The sequence below is a fragment of the Nonomuraea sp. N2-4H genome (assembly GCF_045291505.1).
In the GTDB taxonomy this organism is placed as follows: Bacteria; Actinomycetota; Actinomycetes; order Streptosporangiales; family Streptosporangiaceae; genus Nonomuraea; species Nonomuraea fastidiosa.
The window spans coordinates 8,832,220-8,848,280 of sequence record NZ_CP147987.1 but is presented as its reverse complement, the minus strand read 5'-3'; the positions used below and the strand labels follow the sequence as shown (position 1 = coordinate 8,848,280).

16 protein-coding genes are annotated in these 16,061 nt (G+C 71.9%); 9 read left to right on the top strand and 7 right to left on the bottom strand.

What is annotated here, in order from left to right; translation table 11 throughout:
* Window positions 1-195 precede the first annotated feature (195 nt).
* Complete coding sequence (locus tag WBK31_RS40955; protein ID WP_364069039.1) at window positions 196-1,086, top strand: alpha/beta hydrolase; 891 nt, start codon at window positions 196-198, stop codon at window positions 1,084-1,086.
* A 13-nt stretch (window positions 1,087-1,099) separates the two neighbouring features.
* Window positions 1,100-2,002 (top strand): oxygenase MpaB family protein, encoded by a 903-nt coding sequence (locus WBK31_RS40950; RefSeq protein WP_406674134.1) that lies wholly within the window; start codon window positions 1,100-1,102, stop codon window positions 2,000-2,002.
* 9 nt (window positions 2,003-2,011) lie between these two features.
* Here WBK31_RS40950 and WBK31_RS40945 read toward each other — a convergent pair whose 3' ends face one another.
* Genes WBK31_RS40945 through WBK31_RS40935 form a run of 3 tightly spaced genes read right to left on the bottom strand, consistent with a single transcriptional unit; the run spans window position 2,012 to window position 4,322 of the window.
* The gene (locus WBK31_RS40945; protein ID WP_364069035.1) at window positions 2,012-2,887 is read right to left on the bottom strand and encodes a PD-(D/E)XK nuclease family protein; all 876 of its coding nucleotides are present in this window, start codon (window positions 2,885-2,887) and stop codon (window positions 2,012-2,014) included.
* 27 nt (window positions 2,888-2,914) lie between these two features.
* A complete protein-coding gene (locus WBK31_RS40940; RefSeq protein WP_364069033.1) occupies window positions 2,915-3,643 on the bottom strand; it encodes an MBL fold metallo-hydrolase in 729 nt (242 codons plus the stop codon).
* 52 nt (window positions 3,644-3,695) lie between these two features.
* Window positions 3,696-4,322, bottom strand: coding sequence for a DUF6758 family protein (locus tag WBK31_RS40935; protein ID WP_364069031.1), 627 nt, complete (start codon window positions 4,320-4,322; stop codon window positions 3,696-3,698).
* Window positions 4,323-4,396: 74 nt separating this feature from the next.
* On the opposite strand from WBK31_RS40935, the gene WBK31_RS40930 reads away from it, so the two are divergent.
* Window positions 4,397-4,801 (top strand): NUDIX domain-containing protein, encoded by a 405-nt coding sequence (locus tag WBK31_RS40930; protein WP_364069029.1) that lies wholly within the window; start codon window positions 4,397-4,399, stop codon window positions 4,799-4,801.
* 43 nt (window positions 4,802-4,844) lie between these two features.
* Here WBK31_RS40930 and WBK31_RS40925 read toward each other — a convergent pair whose 3' ends face one another.
* The gene (locus WBK31_RS40925) at window positions 4,845-7,370 is read right to left on the bottom strand and encodes a hypothetical protein (RefSeq protein ID WP_406674133.1); all 2,526 of its coding nucleotides are present in this window, start codon (window positions 7,368-7,370) and stop codon (window positions 4,845-4,847) included.
* Between the two features lie 708 nt (window positions 7,371-8,078).
* Entirely contained in the window at window positions 8,079-9,050 is a 972-nt protein-coding gene (locus WBK31_RS40920) for a type II CAAX endopeptidase family protein (RefSeq protein WP_364069025.1), read from the bottom strand.
* A gap of 99 nt (window positions 9,051-9,149) precedes the next feature.
* Here WBK31_RS40920 and WBK31_RS40915 point away from each other — a divergent pair, with 99 nt between their 5' ends.
* Together WBK31_RS40915 and WBK31_RS40910 are read left to right on the top strand one after the other, a co-directional pair.
* Window positions 9,150-9,917 (top strand): hypothetical protein, encoded by a 768-nt coding sequence (locus tag WBK31_RS40915; protein ID WP_364069023.1) that lies wholly within the window; start codon window positions 9,150-9,152, stop codon window positions 9,915-9,917.
* A complete protein-coding gene (locus tag WBK31_RS40910) occupies window positions 9,914-10,459 on the top strand; it encodes a DUF6529 family protein (RefSeq protein WP_364069021.1) in 546 nt (181 codons plus the stop codon). Before WBK31_RS40915 ends, WBK31_RS40910 begins: the two co-directional genes overlap by 4 nt.
* Here WBK31_RS40910 and WBK31_RS40905 read toward each other — a convergent pair.
* Entirely contained in the window at window positions 10,449-11,381 is a 933-nt protein-coding gene (locus WBK31_RS40905) for an HpcH/HpaI aldolase/citrate lyase family protein (RefSeq protein ID WP_378785167.1), read from the bottom strand. The genes WBK31_RS40910 and WBK31_RS40905 overlap by 11 nt on opposite strands.
* A gap of 76 nt (window positions 11,382-11,457) precedes the next feature.
* Between WBK31_RS40905 and WBK31_RS40900 the strand changes: the two genes are divergently transcribed.
* Window positions 11,458-11,835, top strand: coding sequence for a hypothetical protein (locus WBK31_RS40900; RefSeq protein ID WP_378785168.1), 378 nt, complete (start codon window positions 11,458-11,460; stop codon window positions 11,833-11,835).
* 1 nt (window position 11,836) lies between these two features.
* Here the strand turns inward: WBK31_RS40900 and WBK31_RS40895 are convergent, their stop codons facing one another.
* Window positions 11,837-12,898 (bottom strand): EamA family transporter, encoded by a 1,062-nt coding sequence (locus WBK31_RS40895; RefSeq protein ID WP_406674132.1) that lies wholly within the window; start codon window positions 12,896-12,898, stop codon window positions 11,837-11,839.
* A 100-nt stretch (window positions 12,899-12,998) separates the two neighbouring features.
* Here WBK31_RS40895 and WBK31_RS40890 point away from each other — a divergent pair, with 100 nt between their 5' ends.
* From WBK31_RS40890 to WBK31_RS40880, 3 genes are all read left to right on the top strand, one after another.
* On the top strand, window positions 12,999-14,210 hold the full coding sequence (locus WBK31_RS40890) for a magnesium transporter MgtE N-terminal domain-containing protein (RefSeq protein WP_364069014.1): 1,212 nt from the start codon (window positions 12,999-13,001) through the stop codon (window positions 14,208-14,210).
* Window positions 14,200-14,724, top strand: coding sequence for a DUF1003 domain-containing protein (locus WBK31_RS40885; RefSeq protein WP_364069012.1), 525 nt, complete (start codon window positions 14,200-14,202; stop codon window positions 14,722-14,724). The genes WBK31_RS40890 and WBK31_RS40885 overlap by 11 nt, the downstream gene beginning before the upstream one ends.
* Before the next feature lie 159 nt (window positions 14,725-14,883).
* Window positions 14,884-16,020 carry an Mrp/NBP35 family ATP-binding protein gene (locus tag WBK31_RS40880; protein ID WP_364069010.1) on the top strand — a complete coding sequence of 379 codons (1,137 nt, stop codon included), beginning with the start codon at window positions 14,884-14,886 and terminating at the stop codon, window positions 16,018-16,020.
* Window positions 16,021-16,061 lie beyond the last annotated feature (41 nt).

The following is a 16,061-nucleotide window of genomic DNA, read 5'->3' as shown; positions in this document are numbered from 1 at the left end:
ACAAGGGAGCACGGCACGGCAAGTGACGAGCTGTGAGTGCCATACAGAGCCATCGGGGCGGCCACGGTCGTACGGGACGGGCTCCAAGACCCCCGTCTACGCGATCCGCCCATTCGTCGCAAGCGGTCAGAACTCGCACCGGCGTCGTCGTCATGCCGGTGTCGAGGCGCTGACCTCTGGGTATTGTTGCCCCACGTGAGTACGCCGCGATTCCTCGACCTGCCTCCTGGCGTTGCACCACAGAAGATCGAGACGCCACAGGGCACGTTCGCGGCCCTGGAGGCGGTGCCGGTCAGTGGTGTGGTTGAGCGCTGGCCCGCGCTCCTCGTCCCAGGGCTGACGGGCAGCAAGGAAGATTTCATCGCGGTCCTGATGACGCTGGCCCAGTCGGGCCGCCGCGTGGTGGCGATCGATCTGCGCGGCCAGTACGAGACCCCGGGCCCCGACGACCCGGCCGCCTACACGTGCGCCGCCCTGGGCGCCGACGTGGACGCGCTGTCCCAGGTGATCGGCGACGGCGACCCGGTCCACCTGGTGGGCCACTCGTTCGGCGGGCTGGTGGCGCGGGAGGCGGTGATCGACGGCCGGACGAAGTTCGCCTCGTTCACGCTGATGAGCTCGGGCCCCGGCCCGATCGAGGGCAGGCGTGCCCACCATGGCAGGAAGATCATGGAGGAGGCGCCGACGCTGGGCCTGGAGCACGTGTGGCGTTCCAGGTTCGAGCCCGAGGCGCTGGCCGACGACGTGCCCGACGACATCGTCGAGTTCCTGCACAAGCGCCTGCTGGCCAACTCGCCTGTCGGGCTGTCACGCATGGCCGAGCAGGTGCTGACGATGGGCGACCGTACGGACGAGCTGCGCCAGATCGAGGTGCCGACGCTGGTGCTGTACGGCGAGCACGACGACGGCTGGCCGCCCGAGGCGCAGTCGGACATGGCGGCCAGGCTCGGAGCGGAGTCCGTGGTGGTGCCGGGCGCGGTGCACTCCCCGGCGGTCGAGGCGCCGGAGACGACGGCGGCGGCGCTGGTGCGGTTCTGGAACGCGGCCGAGAAGCACTTTTTGGACACGAGGTCCAGCACCGTGTAATCCTTCGGTCACTATGACCGACCTCGTCGTTCAGCCGCCGCAGACGGCGACCTGGGTGGTGCATCTCGACCGGTCGATGTGGGTGGGCGGCGTACGTGGCCTGATGCTGCAGGCGCTGCACCCGCTGGCCATGCTCGGCGTCTGGCAGAACTCGAACTTCCAGGACGACCCGTTCGGCCGGCTGCGCCGCACGGCCGACTTCGTGGGGCGGGTGACGTTCGGCAGCCCGGAGGAGGCCGGCGAGATCGGCCGCCGGGTGCGCGGCATCCACAAGGCGCTGCGCATCCGCGACCCCGAGACGGGCAGGACGCATCGCGTGGACGATCCCGAGCTGCTGCTGTGGGTGCACTGCGCGGAGGTGTCGTCGTACCTGGAGGTGGCCAGGCGCGGCGGGCTCGCGCTCACCGAGCGGCAGGCCGACCGCTACCTGCGCGAGCAGCGCAAGAGCGCCGCGTACGTGGGCCTGCACCCCGACGACGTGCCCGGCTCGTGCGCGGAGATGGCCGCCTACTTCAAGGAGGTACGCCCGCGGCTGCGGGTGACGCCGGAGGCAGTGTCGGCGGTGCGGTTCCTGCTGTGGCCGAAGCTGCCGCGCGAGCTGCGCCTGCTGTCGCCGGGCAAGCCGGTCTACTTCCCGTTCGGCGCGCTGTGCTACTACACGCTGCCGGACTGGGCCAGGCGCATGTACGGCCTGCTGCCCGAGGTGCCGCAGGCCACGGTGACGGCGGCGCTGAAGGCGTTCAGGTTCGGGTTGAACGCGCTGCCCGAGCCCATGCACGACCGCGCCTTCATGCCCGCGACCCGCAGCATGTTGCAGGGCGCGCGGGAACGGCTCGGCGCGGCGGGTTACGACGTCGGCAAAGGGCTCAGGGGTCTCATCGACCCCCGCCGCTGGCCCAAGACCGCCGCCGGGTGAGCCCCGCCGTCACTCGGCGAGGCCGTCCCACGGCTGGCGTTCAGGGGCCGCCGCCTGCCCTTCGGGACAGTGACGGCGGAAGTCGCACCACGAGCAGAGGGGGCCGGGGTTGGGCGCGAAGAGCTTGTCGACGTCGGCGGGCACCTGCGCGGGCCCGACCTGCTGCCGGTCGCCGGGCGCGCGGCGGGCGCCCTGTGGCGTGGCGACGGCCTCGCGGTAGCGGTCGTCGGCCTCGGCGGCCTCCATGGCCACCTCTTCGGCGCGGGCGATGTGGCGGGCCAGCGACTCGTCGGTGTGGCGCCACTGGACGATCTCGCCGGTGGGCAGGTGGTGCAGCTCGACCGTACGGCACGGGGTGCGCATCATGGTCGAGGCGGCCACCGCGTACGTGGCCAGGGCCAGCGACCCGCGGGCGTCGTCCTGGGTGAGCGGCCGGCGGCCTGTCTTGTAGTCGACCACGACCAGTTCGTCTCCGCGCCGGTCGAGCCGGTCGATGCGGCCGGACAGCGCGATGACCTTGGTCCGCGTGGCGACCGTGCGCTCGACGCCCACCGGATCGTCGGAGGGATCGAGGGTCGCGACGTAGCCGGACACGAGGTCGCGGGCCCTCTCCAGCCAGCGCCCCGACTGCTCGGCGTCCCTGAACCCCTCGGTGATCCATCCGTTGGTGAGCAGGACGGCGGCCGTGAGCGGCGTGCGGCGCTCGTACGGCTCACGCCACCATCCCGCCAGCGCGTTGTGCACGCTCGCGCCCACGCTGTTGTGCGCCCAGGCAGGACCCTTGGACGGCTGCGGCCGGTCGAGGTAGGTGAACCGGTAGCGGCGGCGGCAGTCGAGCCAGGTGTTCAACCGCGACGGCGTGCACGAGTAGAGCCGCCGCGGCATCCCTTCGAGCGGAAGCTGCCCCTGCACCTAGTCGTCGCCCGGGCTGAGCGTGATGCCGGAGATCTTGGTGCCGTCGGTGAGCGGCGTCTCGCCCTCGCCCTCGCCCTCGTCGTCGGTCTTGCTCCGGGTCAGCGAGCCGGACACCCAGTCGTCGAAGTGGGGCTCCAGGTCGCCGATCGTGACCTCCTCACCGTGGGCGGGCAGCACCCGCGTCTCGGCCGGCAGCGTGAAAAGCCGCCCGCCGATCGAGGTGAGCTGGTCGGCCAGTGCGGGGTATTCGCCGCCGAGCTTGCCGGGGCCGTCGGCCTGCAGAGCCTTACCGGTGAAAACGGCCTTGAGACCCTCGGAGTAGAGCGACACGCCGCCTGGCGTGATCCCGGGCGTCTCCAAGACGTCGAGCTGGACGCCGGCCACCTCGAAGACGCCGTCGTCCTCCATGTCGATGTCGGGCCAGGTCTCCCGCCAGGTCTCCCGCCACAGCGGCTTGTCCTTGGGGTGCAGGGCGATCACGGCCTCGTCTCTGCTGGCCACCTCGATGGCGGCCGCGACGTGGTCGGGCAGGCCCGCCGTGCAGATGACGGCCAGCACCTCGCGCTCGCCCACCTGCTCCATGATCTTGTCGGCGTCACGCGCCGCGTCGATGACGATGACCTCGTCGTCGTCACCCACGATCCACGTGTTGTTCTCGACCTTGTGCTCGGTGCCGTCGATGTCGACGACACCCTCGGTCACCACTCGCTCGATACGCGCTGTCACGCCTCCGAACTCTAGCCCGTCTACCTGACAGAGCGAATCTCGATCGCGCGTCCTAAGCCCCAAGTCTGGGAGAGAACGCACCGAACGGCACGTCCAGGTCATGGTCACGGGCGTCGATGAGGGACAGCTCGGCGAGCGCGATCATGCATCCCGCCTCGGCCGGCCAGGCGATGGCCCACAGCCAGTTGCCCATGGCCTCGCCCGCGTACACGGCGCGGTCGCTCCTGCCGTCGACGCACCACAGCGCGGTGGGATGGCCGAGCACGGCGATCTTGGCATTGGGCGGCCCCGCGTCGAACCCCTCACCCGGGTCGGGCCCGTCGAGGCCGGCGAACCCCGCCCCGATCCCGACGCCCGGCTCCTCTGCGACGATCAGCAGGTCGGCCGGCCCTTCCGTGAGCGAGGGCCCGCTCAGGGCGACCAGGCTGGCGCGCCCTCCCGTACGCTCATCGCCCACCTCCCCGAAACCCGTGACCAGCCAGCCGACCGGCAACGGCCAGGGCAGCCACACGGGCACGACCGAGCTCTTGCGAATCGCCTCCAGCCCGGTGCTGGTCGGCGGCCACGGAGGCTGGTACGGCAGGACATCGCCGTGCGTGTCGCATCGATACGCACTCGACCAGGCGCTCGGCCCGTGAAGCGGGCCAAAACACCGCGGGCAGGTTGGAGCCGCTCTCACAACTACCCACGGTGCTTTCTCCGGTGCGGCCCCGTCAAGGCCGCTCCTCGTTATCGCGTCGTAATCTTGGTCATGTGCGCGTAAATTGTGTCGGAGCCATCATTTTCGACGCCTCTGACCGGCTGCTTCTCGTCCAGCGCGGTCATCCGCCCGGCATGGGCCTGTGGTCGATCCCCGGCGGGCGGCTGGAGCCGGGCGAGACGGACGAGGACGGGCTGCGGCGCGAGGTCCTGGAGGAGACCGGGCTGCGGGTGCGGGTCGGCCGCCTCGCGGGCACGGTGGAGCGGCCGGGGCCCGGCGGGGTGACGTACGTGATCCGCGACTACCTCGCGACCATGTCCCAGCCAGGAGACGTCGCCGCGGCCGGTGACGACGCCGCCGACGTGCGCTGGTGCACGCGCGACGACCTGGCCCGGCTGCCGCTCACCGAGGGCCTGCTGGAGTCGCTCGCCGAGTGGCACGCGCTGCCCCCGTCCTGACCGCGTGAAGCACGCGCCTTCGAGCCGGGCGCCCGTCGGCGCCCTACCTGCTCGACGTCAGGCTGGACGTCCACAGGATCAGGTGGTCGGCCTGGTACGTCGTGGAGCGCCCGAGCGCCACCACTTCCGTGCCCGCCACGGCCACCGCCGACAGCCACTGCGCACCCTGACCGGCCAGGCGGTCCTTGGTGAGCTCCATGCGGTTCCAGGTCAGCCCGTCCTGCGAGGTCCAGGCCGCGCTGTCGCCCTCGCCCTGCGTGCCGTGCCAGCCGACCGCCACCAGCCCCTCGTCGGCCGCCGCGAGGTCGAAGACGCCGGCCGCGCGCTCGGCGGGCAGCCAGGCCGTACGCCAGCTCTCGCCGTCGTCGTCGGAGACCGCCGCGTACGCCCGGCGCGCGCCGTCCGCGACCGCCGTGCCGATGGCGACGAGCTTGCCCTGGTGCACCACGACCTTGCGCAGCCCGGCGGCGGTCGCGTCGTCCGGGGTCGCCGGCTCGCGGGCCCTCCAGTTGAGCCCGTCGGCGGAGTACCAGACGACGGCGTCCTCGCGGTCGCCCATGCCCTTGCCGCCGACGGCGACGAACCCGTCCCCGACCGCGACCACGTCGTGGATGCGGACGCCTGAGCCGCCCTGCGGCAGCTTCTCCGACCGGGTGTACTTGCGCGTGTCGGGCGTGAACCACATGGCCGCCCGCGACAAGCCCGCCTGGTCGCGCGACTCGCCGGCCACCACGTAGCCCTTCGTGCCGGCGGTGACCACGTCGGTGCGCAGGAACGGGTGGTCCTGAGGGCGGGCCAGGTCACCGGTGACGTTCACCCGCTTCCAGTTCTCGCCGTCCTGCGAGGTGACGAGGAGAGGGTCGGTGAGCGCGACGCCGGTCTCGGTGCCGCCGACGGCGAGCCAGCCGCGGCCGCCGTGGGCGACGTCCTCCAGCGTCTGCCTGCCGGGGCCGCCGAGGCTCATCGACTTCCAGCTCTGCCAGTTCCTGATCGTCCACAGGCCGGCGTCGCCCGAGGCCGAGCCGACGGCGACGTACCTGCCGTCGTACGCGGCCAGCGCGTTGGTCTCCCGGGACATCCTGGTCAGGCCGTCGATCCTGCCGAGGTCGACCCGTGAGACCGAGCCACGCTGCGGCGCGGCCATGAGCACGATCTGGTTGTCGACGTCGGAGGCCGCCTGGTCGCCGCCCGCGAACAGGGTGCCGCCCTCGGCGATCGTGAACCCGCGCAGCGTGGCGCCCCTCAGGTCGCGCAGGTCGGCCCGCTTGTCCCAGTCGCGTCCGTCGGTGCTGGTCAGCACCGAGTAGCGGCCGATGCCCGCCTGGGCGATCGCCGCCACGCCCGACGGGTGGGAGATCAGCGACTCCACGCCGGTACTGGCCGCGTCCAGCCCGCGGATGGAGCCGCACTGCGACCACTGGGTCCCGTTCGGCGAGCAGTAGACGCGTACGTCGCCCTCGATCGTCCGCCGCCGCGTCGGCACCAGCACGAACCGCTTGGGCAGCACCGCCACCGTCCCCGCGCGCGGGTCGGCCGCCTCGGGGAGGCGGAAGCCGGTCGCCTGCCAGCCGCGTCCGCCGTCGGCCGATCGGAGCACCCGCGATCCCTCGCCGTCCGCGGGTACTCCGATGGCCACGACCGTGTCGCCCCTGGCCACGACGGCCCTGAGCTCACGGACGTCCGGCTCCCTCAGCTCGGCGCGCTCCCATGAGGAGCCGTCGGCCGAGCGCCAGGCTGCCGGTCCTGTGCCGCCGTCGGCGCCCGTGGTGCGGCCGACCGCGACGAACCCGGACTTCGTGCGCGCGATGTCCTCGACGTGGTCGCCCGCTCTGAACGCGGCCAGGCCCGACGGCGGCACGGCCGTCCAGCTGTAGCCGTCGGTGCTGGTCCACAGGCCGCGCTCGCCGGTGGCCTCGTCGCCGCCGCTGGCCAGCCAGCGGCCGTCGCCACCGACCACCCTGCGTACGGTGGAGGTGGCGGAGGTGCCGTGCACCTGGCCGAGCTGCCAGCGCTTGCCGCCGTCGGGCGAGAACAGGAAGAGCGGGCGCGGGGTCGGGCTGGTCGTGTCGCTGCCGACCGCCACCACCGCCTTGCCCGCCGAGGCCATGTCGTTGAGCTTCTGGTTGACGCCCTCGCCCGCGGCGGGGACCGTGAACAGCTCGTCGCCCGAACGCCCGGTGCCCGCCTCCAGGCGCAGCGCCGGGCCGTCGCCGAGCCACTGCCAGACCAGTACGCCGGAGGCCACCAGGACGGCGGCGGCCACGGTCAGCGCGACCGGCACGGCCCTGCTGCGCCTGCGCACGGGACTGGCCCGGCGGAAGGCGGCCGGCGCGGGGCCCCTCTGGTGCCGTCCGCCCGCGCCTTGGGGGCGGGCGGGGCCGGTGGCGACCAGCAGGTCGGGGCGGGTGGGGCGGCCGGCGGGCGGGCGTCCGACGCGCCGCACCTCGGGCTCGTCCTCGCCGCCCGGCTGCTCCTGCGGCGGCGCGGGCTCCTGCGCTGATGGCTCCTGCGCCGGCGGCTCCTGTGCCGGGGACTCGTGCGGGGTCTCGCGGGACGGGAGCGGATACACCAGCCGGTACGGGGGCGGCGTGCGGTCCCGCCGCCGCTGTGCCCCCTGCTCAGCGGCCTCCTGCGCATCCGTCCCCTGAGGGCCGGTTCCCCGGGTCGGGGCATCCTGGTCCGGGGCGCCGGGGGCGACGGCCAGCGGCTGGGTGACCTCGCCCGCGCCCTCCTGCCCACCTGCCTGAGGAGGCTGCGGCCGGCTGAGCGGCCCGCCCGCGACGAGCTTGTCAGGCCGGTTGACGATGCGCCGGGCCGGCGGCGCGGCTCCACGTCGGGCTCGGCCGTCGGCGAGCTGTACGGGCGGCGCCCCTTGGGCGGCTCGGGCTCCTCGTCGGGGATCGGGGCGGCGAACGGCGGCATGCCCCACGGCGAGGCCAGGGGCAGCCCTCGGGCCCGGTCGTCGGTGGGACCGGGCGGCGCGTGGCTGATTCTGGGCTCTTCGGCATGCGGCTGCGGAGCGGACGGGCCCTCGGCACGGGGCTCGTCGTCTTCCGGCGGTCGCCGTGGCGGTTCGCTGGGGCCGGAGGCCACGCGGCGTCCCTCCTAGTCGAACGAGTCGTACAGGTCGATCCCGGCCGCTGACGCGGACCGTTCCAGGAAGGTCCGGGCCCGGGGACTGCCCCTGCCCTCGCCGTCCCGACAGCATCCAGACCAGCATGTCTCGGCCGGAATAGCGAGACCTCTCTAGCGAGATTCCCCGCACCCCTCGCCCGTTTTATTGCGAAATAGTGCTAATCGACCGCTTTTTAGCTAGATACATCACACCAAACGCATACACCCCGAGCTGCACCACGGTTCCCGCCAACGCCTGCCAGGGCACCGGAACCTTGCCCTGGTTCAGAGCGTCGTCGAGAGTGCCCGCGGCGGCGCTCGTCCCGAAGGCGATCACGTTGTTGAGCACGTGCAGCGCGATGGCCGCCTCCAGCCCTCCGGTGCGTACGCTCAGCCACGCCATCACCGCACCGAACATGAACACGTCGAGCAGCCCGGCCCACGAGTAGCCGTGCAGCGAGGCGAACAGCGCCGACCCGATGAGAATCGACCAGATCGGGTTGCGCACGTGCGCGCCGACGGCCTGCACGAACCAGCCGCGGAAGACGTACTCCTCGGCCGCCGCCTGGAACGGCACGAGCAGCACGATCACCACCAGCAGCGGCAGGAAGGCGTCCCATCCCGCCCAGCCGAACATCTCGGTGTCCAGGCCGGCCGAGGTCAGCGCGAAGTACTGCGCGACCTGCCCGAGGATCATCGCGAGCAGTCCCACGACCGCGCAGGTCAGCAGCCACGTCCAGCGCAGCCGCCCGGCCACGGACGAGAGCGTCCCGGGGCGGCGCCGCTGGATGAGCGCCGCGGTGCCGAACACCAGCAGCAGCACGGGCGCGATGGACAGCAGCGACATGGCCAGCCCGGCGGGCGTGCCCTTCGGCAGCCCGCTGGGGTGGATCGGCGAGGGGAGGCCGAGCACGGCCGCCCCCAGCACGAACATGGTGACCACGATGACGCCGATGAGCAGGAACCCGGCCGCCACGACCAGCGTGCCGACGATCGCCTGCCACGGCCGGGTGGCGGGAGTCCTGGCCAGGTGGTCGTAGCGGGCCCGGCGCGGGACCGGCAGGAACCAGGACGGCGCCGGCGGCGGGTACGGATAGCCACCGTAGGGATACTGCGGCCCTGGTTTCTCCTGCATCTCTCCATTCTGTCCGTCCCATACGTAATAGTTCACAGACGGGGCCGGGAAAGCGGCGGATGCTCGATGTCGTAGACATTTCGACCCTGGGAGCAGTCCATGTCGTCACGGCTGGGACCTGTGATCACCCTCACGGCGGGCGCGGTGCTCGCCCTGGGGCTGGGCGCCGCCAGCATCGCCGCGGCACCGGCGGCAAAAGACTCCGCCGCGGCACCGGCGGCAAAAGAGTCCGCCGCCACCGGCACGCGTACGGACACCACCGCCAACACCCCCACGGCCGAGGCGAGCCCATCAGGGAACGCCGAGAGCGCCGAGGAGAGCACCGCCTCCGCGTCCCCCTCCCCCACGCCCACCGAGCCGAAGAAGATCGAGAAGGCCGACTACGGCGGCCGGGTGAAGGGCAACGGCGCGCTGATCGCCATCTCGATCAGGAACGGCAAGGCCGTCGGCTACTTCTGCGACGGGCGCATCGAGGCCTGGTTCACGGGCGCGGAGTCGGCCGGCGAGCTGCGGCTCAAGAGCGTCGCCGACCCCCGTTCCACGGTCAAGGCGGAGCTGGACGGCGGGCGGGCCGAGGGCACGGTCACCGTCGCCGGCAAGCGCTGGTCCTTCAAGGCGCCCGCCGTCACCAAGCCGTCGGGCCTCTACCGCGCCACCGCCATCGTGCGGGGCGCCAAGTTCCGCGCCGGCTGGATCCTGGTGCGGAACCCGAACGGCGGCTACTACCAGGTCGGCGCCGCGTTCGCGGGCGAGGAGCAGCTCGACGTCCCGCAGCTCGACGCCGCGCGGCCGACCGCGCCCATCACGGTCGAGGGCACGACCGTGTACCCCAAGGACGCCGACTCGTTCGTCGAGGAGATGCAATGACCGCCATCCCCCAGCGGCCCGCCCGCGGGCTGACCCCGCTGCTCGTGCCGCTGCTCGCCGGCGGCCTCGTGATGATCGCACTCGGCGTGTACGGCCGCGCGCACACGCCGACCGGCTTCGCGGTCGGCGTGGCCGGTTTCTCCGGCGCGCTGCCGATGAAGGCGTGGCTGACGACGGGCGCGTTCGTGCTGGCGATCGTGCAGGTCGTCTCGGCCCTGTCCCTGTGGGGCAGGCTGGGCGTCGCGATCCCGCCCGCCGTGCACCGCTGGTCGGGGCGGGCGGCGTTCCTGCTCACGATCCCCGTCGCCTTCCACTGCCTGTACGCCCTGGGCCTGCAGTACGACGTGCCCAGGGTGCTCGCCCACTCGCTGCTCGGCTGCTTCTTCTACGGTGTGTTCACCGCGAAGATGCTGGCCCTGCCCAAGCGGGACGCGCCGGGCTGGACGCTGCCGATGCTCGGCGGGCTCGCGTTCACCGCGCTGGCCGGGCTCTGGCTGACCTCGTCGTTGTGGTTCTTCACCGCCATCGGCATCAAGGTGTGAACCGCTTGGTCCTGCTCAGCCCGGCCGCCCGGCCCTTGGCGGCCACGACGAGCGCCATCTTCCTGCTGGCCTCGTCGATCATCTCGTCGCCCAGCATGACCGCGCCGCGCTTCTCCACGGTGGTGTAGTACTCGTACGCCTCCAGGATGAGCTCGGCGTGGTCGTAGTCCTCCTGCGACGGCGAGAACACCTCGTTGCACGCGTCCACCTGGGCGGGGTGCAGCACCCACTTGCCGTCGAAGCCCAGCGCCGCCGCGCGCATCGCGACCCTGCGGAAGCCTTCGACGTCCTTGATCTGCAGGTAGGGGCCGTCGATGACCTGCAAGTCGTGCGACCTCGCGGCCATGAGCAGCCGCATGAGGATGTAGTGGTAGGCGTCGCCCTCGGCGTAGCCGGGCGGCTGCTCGCCCACGACGAGCGTGCGCATGTTGATGGAGGCCATGAAGTCGGCGGGGCCGAACACCAGCGTCTCCAGGCGCTTGGACGACCCGGCGATGGCGTCGACGTTGACCAGGCCGCGGGCGTTCTCGATCTGCGCCTCGATGCCGATGCGGCCGACCTCGTACCCCATGGTCTTCTCGATCTGTGTGAGCAGCGTGTCGAGCCAGATCACCTCGGTCGGGTCCTGCACCTTCGGCAGCATGAGGCAGTCGAGGTGGTCTCCCGCGCCCTCCACGATCTCGATCACGTCGCGGTACGTCCACTGCGTGGTCAGGTCGTTCACCCTGACCACCCGCGTCTTGCCGGACCAGTCGCCCTCGCGCAGTGCGGTGACGATGTTGGCCCGCGCCTCCTCCTTGGCGGCGGGGGCGACGGAGTCCTCAAGGTCGAGGAAGACCTCGTCGACGGGCAGAGTCTGGGCCTTCTCCAGGAACCGGGGGTTGCTGCCTGGCACGGCGAGCACCGAACGTCGTGAGCGCATGCGCTCAACCTACTCGCGCAACCTGCTCACGGCCGCCCGGTGACCGCCCCCGCTCCCGGCGGTTACAGTCGTGCCTGTGAGCGAGGGATCTGTAAGCGCGGCGGCCGTCGAAGAGGGCGCGAAGAAGTCGGGCATCTGCTGGCTCACCCTCGACCGTCCGCGCCTGGCCTGGCACGCCTGGCACGACGGCGCCATCTACCTCGTCTCCGGCGGCGCCGAGCAGGAGCTGCCCGGCCTGGAGTCGCTCGACCGGGTCACGGTCACGCTGCGCAGCAAGGACAACGGCGCGCGTCTTGCGGAGTTCGAGGCGACGGTCGAGAAGGTGGACCAGGCGGCGGCGTCCGACGCGGTGGCGGTGCTGGCCAAGGAGCGGCTCAACGCCCCCGACAGCGAGCACCTGCCCGAGCGCTGGGCCCGCGAGTCCATCGTCTGGCGGCTCACCCCGCAGGTGTGACCTACCCGGCGGTGGTGACCGGCTCGGGGCCGGGCTCCTGGCCCGCCTGCCGTCCCGTCTCCTGGCCCGTCTGCCGCCCCGTCTCCTGGCCCGTCTCCTGGCCCGTCTCCTGGCCCGTCTCCTGGCCCGGCTCCTGGCCCGGCTCCGGCGCGGCCTGCGGGCGGGTGGCCGAGGTGGCGGTCTGGGCGAGCAGTGCGCCGCCGATCACGATCAGCCCGCCGACGATCTGGAACACGCCGAGCCTCTCCCCCACCAGCGCCCACGCCACGACGGCGCCGAAGATCACCTCAAGCGAGGCCACGGTCGCGCCGACCGCGGCCGACAGCCGCCGCACGGCGTTCACGCCCAGGATGTAGGCGAGCACGGTGGCGACCACGACCATCCACAGGTACGCGCCGGCGACCGGCAGCGTGATGCCGCCCTCGGGGGTGGCGTTGGCCGTGAAGGCGCTCCAGGGGATGTCCCACGGCCGGGAGAACGGCGCCAGCACCACGGCCGCGCCGGTCATGCCCCACGCGATGAGGCCCAGGGGGTCCACCTCGTCGCCGAAGCTATCGTTCATCAGGAAATATCCGGCGCAGCACGCCCCGGCCAGCAGGCCGAGCAGCAGGCCGAGCGCGTCCAGGCGCAGGCCCTGCCACGCCTCGACGACGATGCCGAGGCCCACGACGGCGACGACGGCGCCCACATACGCGGCCTTGACCAGGCGCACCTTGCGGACAAGACGCACCCACCCCACCACCATCACCGGCGCCATGAACTCCAGCAGCAGCGCGATCCCGACCGGCAGCCGGGTGATCGCCACGAAGTACAGGGCCTGCACCCCGGCGACGGCCATGACCGCGTACAGGGCGACGAAGGGCAGCATGGAGCGGCGGATGCGCAGCGCGCGGGGCCGCACCACGGCGAGCACGGCCACCAGCAGCAGCCCGGCGCCGGCCATGCGCGTCCAGACCGCCTCGATGGGCGCGAGCCCGGCCGCGTTGAGATACTTCGCCATCGGCCCCGAGAACGCGAAACAGCACGAGGACACGAACGCGAGCGCGAGCCCCGCATACCTCATCGCAGACCCCCTGCATACCCCGTAATCACCGTTAAGCAGGTTTGATACTGACACGTCCGGGCTCCCGAGCGCAATGGGGCCCCGCTGTTAGCCTGACCAGGTGAAGATCTTCGTGGCCCGGCTGCCGGGGACCCCGGTCTTCGACCCGGTCGGCGACCAGATCGGCCGGGTCAGGGACGTCGTGGTCGGGCTGCGCATCGCCCGGCGGCCCACCGTGCACGGGTTCGTGGTGGAGGTGCAGCCGCGCCGCCGCGTCTTCCTGCCCATCACCCGCGTCCGCCGCATCGAGGCGGGCGCCGTCGTCTTCACCGGCAAGCTCAACATGCGCAGGTTCGAGCAGCGCACCGCCGAGACGCTGGTCATCGGCGAGATGCTCGACCTCACCGTGAGCGTCGGCGGCGAGCCCATGACCGTCTACGACGTCGCCATGGAGGAGATCAAGCCGTCCGTCTGGGAGATCACCAAGGTCGCCGTCTACAAGCGCAGGCGGCGCGACCCTCGCATCGTGGACTGGGACGAGGTGTCCGGGTTCGACACGCTGCAGAAGGACCAGGGCGCGGCCGGGCTGATCGCCGCGTTCGAGTCGCTGCGCGCCGCCGACATGGCCAGCGCCATGCACAGCCTGCCCAGCAAGCGCCGGCTGGAGATCGCCCGTGCGCTCGACGACACCCGCCTCGCCGACGTGCTGGAGGAGCTGCCGCCCGACGACCGCATCGGCATCCTCGGCATGCTTGAGCCGGAGCGCGCGGCCGTCGTCCTGGAGGAGATGGGCCCGGACGACGCCGCCGACCTGCTGCACGACCTGCCAGAAGAGCAGGCGGCCCAGCTGCTCGGGCTGATGGAGCCCGGAGAGGCGGCGCCGGTGCGGCGGCTGCTCACGTACCCGGAGACCAGCGCGGGCGGCGTGATGACCAACGAACCGGTGATCCTGCCGCCCACCGCCACCGTCGCCGAGGCCCTCGCCCACATCAGGCAGCAGGACCTCACGCCCGCGGTGGCCGCCCAGGTCTACGTCACCAGGCCGCCGACCGAGACGCCGACGGGCACCTACCTCGGGGTCGCGCACTTCCAGCGGCTGCTGCGCGAGCCGCCGTCCACCCTGCTCGGCGGCGCGCTCGACCCGTCCATCGACCCGATCAAGCCGGAGTTCACGCTCCGCGAGGTCACGTACTACCTGGCCAACTACAACCTCGTCGCGGCCCCCGTCGTGGACGAGCTGGGCCGGCTGGTCGGCGCGGTGACCGTGGACGACGTGCTCGACCACATGCTGCCCGAGGGCTGGCGGGAGAGGGACGACGCGCATGACGACTGAACGGCTCGACCAGCCGCGCGAGCTGCGCCGCTCACTGCGGCCCCACTACGACCCCGAGGCGTTCGGCCGGCTGTCGGAGCGGATCGCCCGGTTCCTGGGCACCGCCCGGTTCATCGTCTACATGACGGTGTTCGTGTCGGTCTGGGTGCTGTGGAACGTGCTCGCGCCCCCGCACCTGAAGTTCGACCCGTACCCGTTCATCTTCCTCACGCTGATGCTCTCGCTGCAGGCGAGCTACTCCGCGCCGCTCATCCTGCTCGCCCAGAACCGCCAGGACGACCGCGACCGCATCCAGTACGAGCAGGACCGCGAGACCTCCGAACGCAACCAGGCCGAGATCGAGTACCTGACGCGCGAGATCGCCGGCCTGCGCCTGGCCGTCAACGAGGTGGCCACCCGCGACTACCTGCGCGCCGAGCTCGGGCGGCTGCTCGACGAGCTCAGGGAGATCGACGGCATCGACGGCGGGGCCTCGCCGGACGGCCGCTCGTCGCGCAAGAGCACCGGGGAGTAACCTTGGACCGCTGTTGCACAGACATCTAACAGTGCGGATTAACCCACTGCGGACCGTGGTTCATACCATGGAGGGGCATCCTCACTACTGGCGTTTCAGCGCCTGTCACATATAGACCGACAAAGGAGGGACGGCACACTCCCTCGTGCCGAGACTTCGATGGCACCTACCCAGGAACTCGTGACGGCCGCGCTGTCCACCGTCATCGACCCCGAGATCCGTCGCCCCATCACGGACCTCGACATGGTCAAGAACGTCGATATCGCTCCCGACGGGGCGGTGCGCGTCGGCATCTACCTCACCGTGGCCGGCTGTCCGATGAAGGACACCATCAGCCGCGACGTCACCGCCGCCGTCTCCAAGGTCGAGGGTGTCACCGCCGTGCAGATCGAGCTCGACGTGATGAGCGCCGAGCAGCGCAAGAGCCTGCAGACCAAGCTCAGGGGCGACCGCGGGCCGGAGAAGGAGATCCCGTTCAACCAGCCGGGCTCGCTGACCCGCGTCTTCGCGGTGGCGAGCGGCAAGGGCGGGGTCGGCAAGTCGTCGGTCACGGTCAACCTCGCCGCCGCCATGGCGTCCAACGGCCTCAAGGTCGGCATCGTCGACGCCGACATCTACGGCCACAGCGTCCCCCGCATGCTGGGCGCCTCCGAGCGGCCCACCAAGGTCGAAGACATGATCATGCCGCCGGTGGCCCACGACATCAAGGTCATCTCGGTCGGCATGTTCAAGCCGCCGGGCAACACCCCCGTCGTCTGGCGCGGCCCCATGCTCGACCGGGCGCTGCACCAGTTCCTCGCCGACGTCTACTGGGGCGACCTCGACGTGCTCCTGCTCGACCTGCCGCCCGGCACCGGCGACATCGCCATCTCCGTCGCCCAGCGGCTGCCGTCGGCCGAGATCCTCGTCGTCACCACGCCCCAGATGGCCGCCGCCGAGGTCGCCGAGCGGGCCGGCTCCATCGCGGCCCAGACCCACCAGCAGATCGCCGGCGTCATCGAGAACATGGCGTGGCTGCCCTGCCCCCACTGCGACGAGCGCATCGCGGTCTTCGGCGAGGGCGGCGGCCAGACCGTCGCCGACGCGCTCACCCGCACGCTCGGCGCCCGCGTGCCGCTGCTCGGCCAGGTGCCCATCGACATGCGGCTGCGCGAGGGCGGCGACGAGGGCAAGCCGCTCGTGCTCACCGACCCCGACTCGCCGGCCGCCGCCGAGCTGCGCTCGATCGCGGCCGGGCTGAGCAAGCGCTCCACCAGCCTCAAGGGCATGCAGCTCGGCCTCTCGCCTCGCCGCTGACCTTTTGCTGCGGGCCCGCTCCTTCACTTGGGGGCGGGCCC

What these genes read in the sequence shown, in the direction of transcription:
- WBK31_RS40905 (WP_378785167.1), bottom strand. Translation starts at nt 11,381, where the DNA reads ATGCGCTCACGACGTTCGGTGCTCGCCGTGCCAGGCAGCAACCCCCGG.
- WBK31_RS40880 (WP_364069010.1), top strand. Translation starts at nt 14,884, where the DNA reads ATGGCACCTACCCAGGAACTCGTGACGGCCGCGCTGTCCACCGTCATC.
- WBK31_RS40950 (WP_406674134.1), top strand. Translation starts at nt 1,100, where the DNA reads ATGACCGACCTCGTCGTTCAGCCGCCGCAGACGGCGACCTGGGTGGTG.
- WBK31_RS40895 (WP_406674132.1), bottom strand. Translation starts at nt 12,898, where the DNA reads ATGAGGTATGCGGGGCTCGCGCTCGCGTTCGTGTCCTCGTGCTGTTTC.
- WBK31_RS40910 (WP_364069021.1), top strand. Translation starts at nt 9,914, where the DNA reads ATGACCGCCATCCCCCAGCGGCCCGCCCGCGGGCTGACCCCGCTGCTC.
- WBK31_RS40915 (WP_364069023.1), top strand. Translation starts at nt 9,150, where the DNA reads ATGTCGTCACGGCTGGGACCTGTGATCACCCTCACGGCGGGCGCGGTG.
- WBK31_RS40885 (WP_364069012.1), top strand. Translation starts at nt 14,200, where the DNA reads ATGACGACTGAACGGCTCGACCAGCCGCGCGAGCTGCGCCGCTCACTG.
- WBK31_RS40920 (WP_364069025.1), bottom strand. Translation starts at nt 9,050, where the DNA reads ATGCAGGAGAAACCAGGGCCGCAGTATCCCTACGGTGGCTATCCGTAC.
- WBK31_RS40945 (WP_364069035.1), bottom strand. Translation starts at nt 2,887, where the DNA reads ATGCCGCGGCGGCTCTACTCGTGCACGCCGTCGCGGTTGAACACCTGG.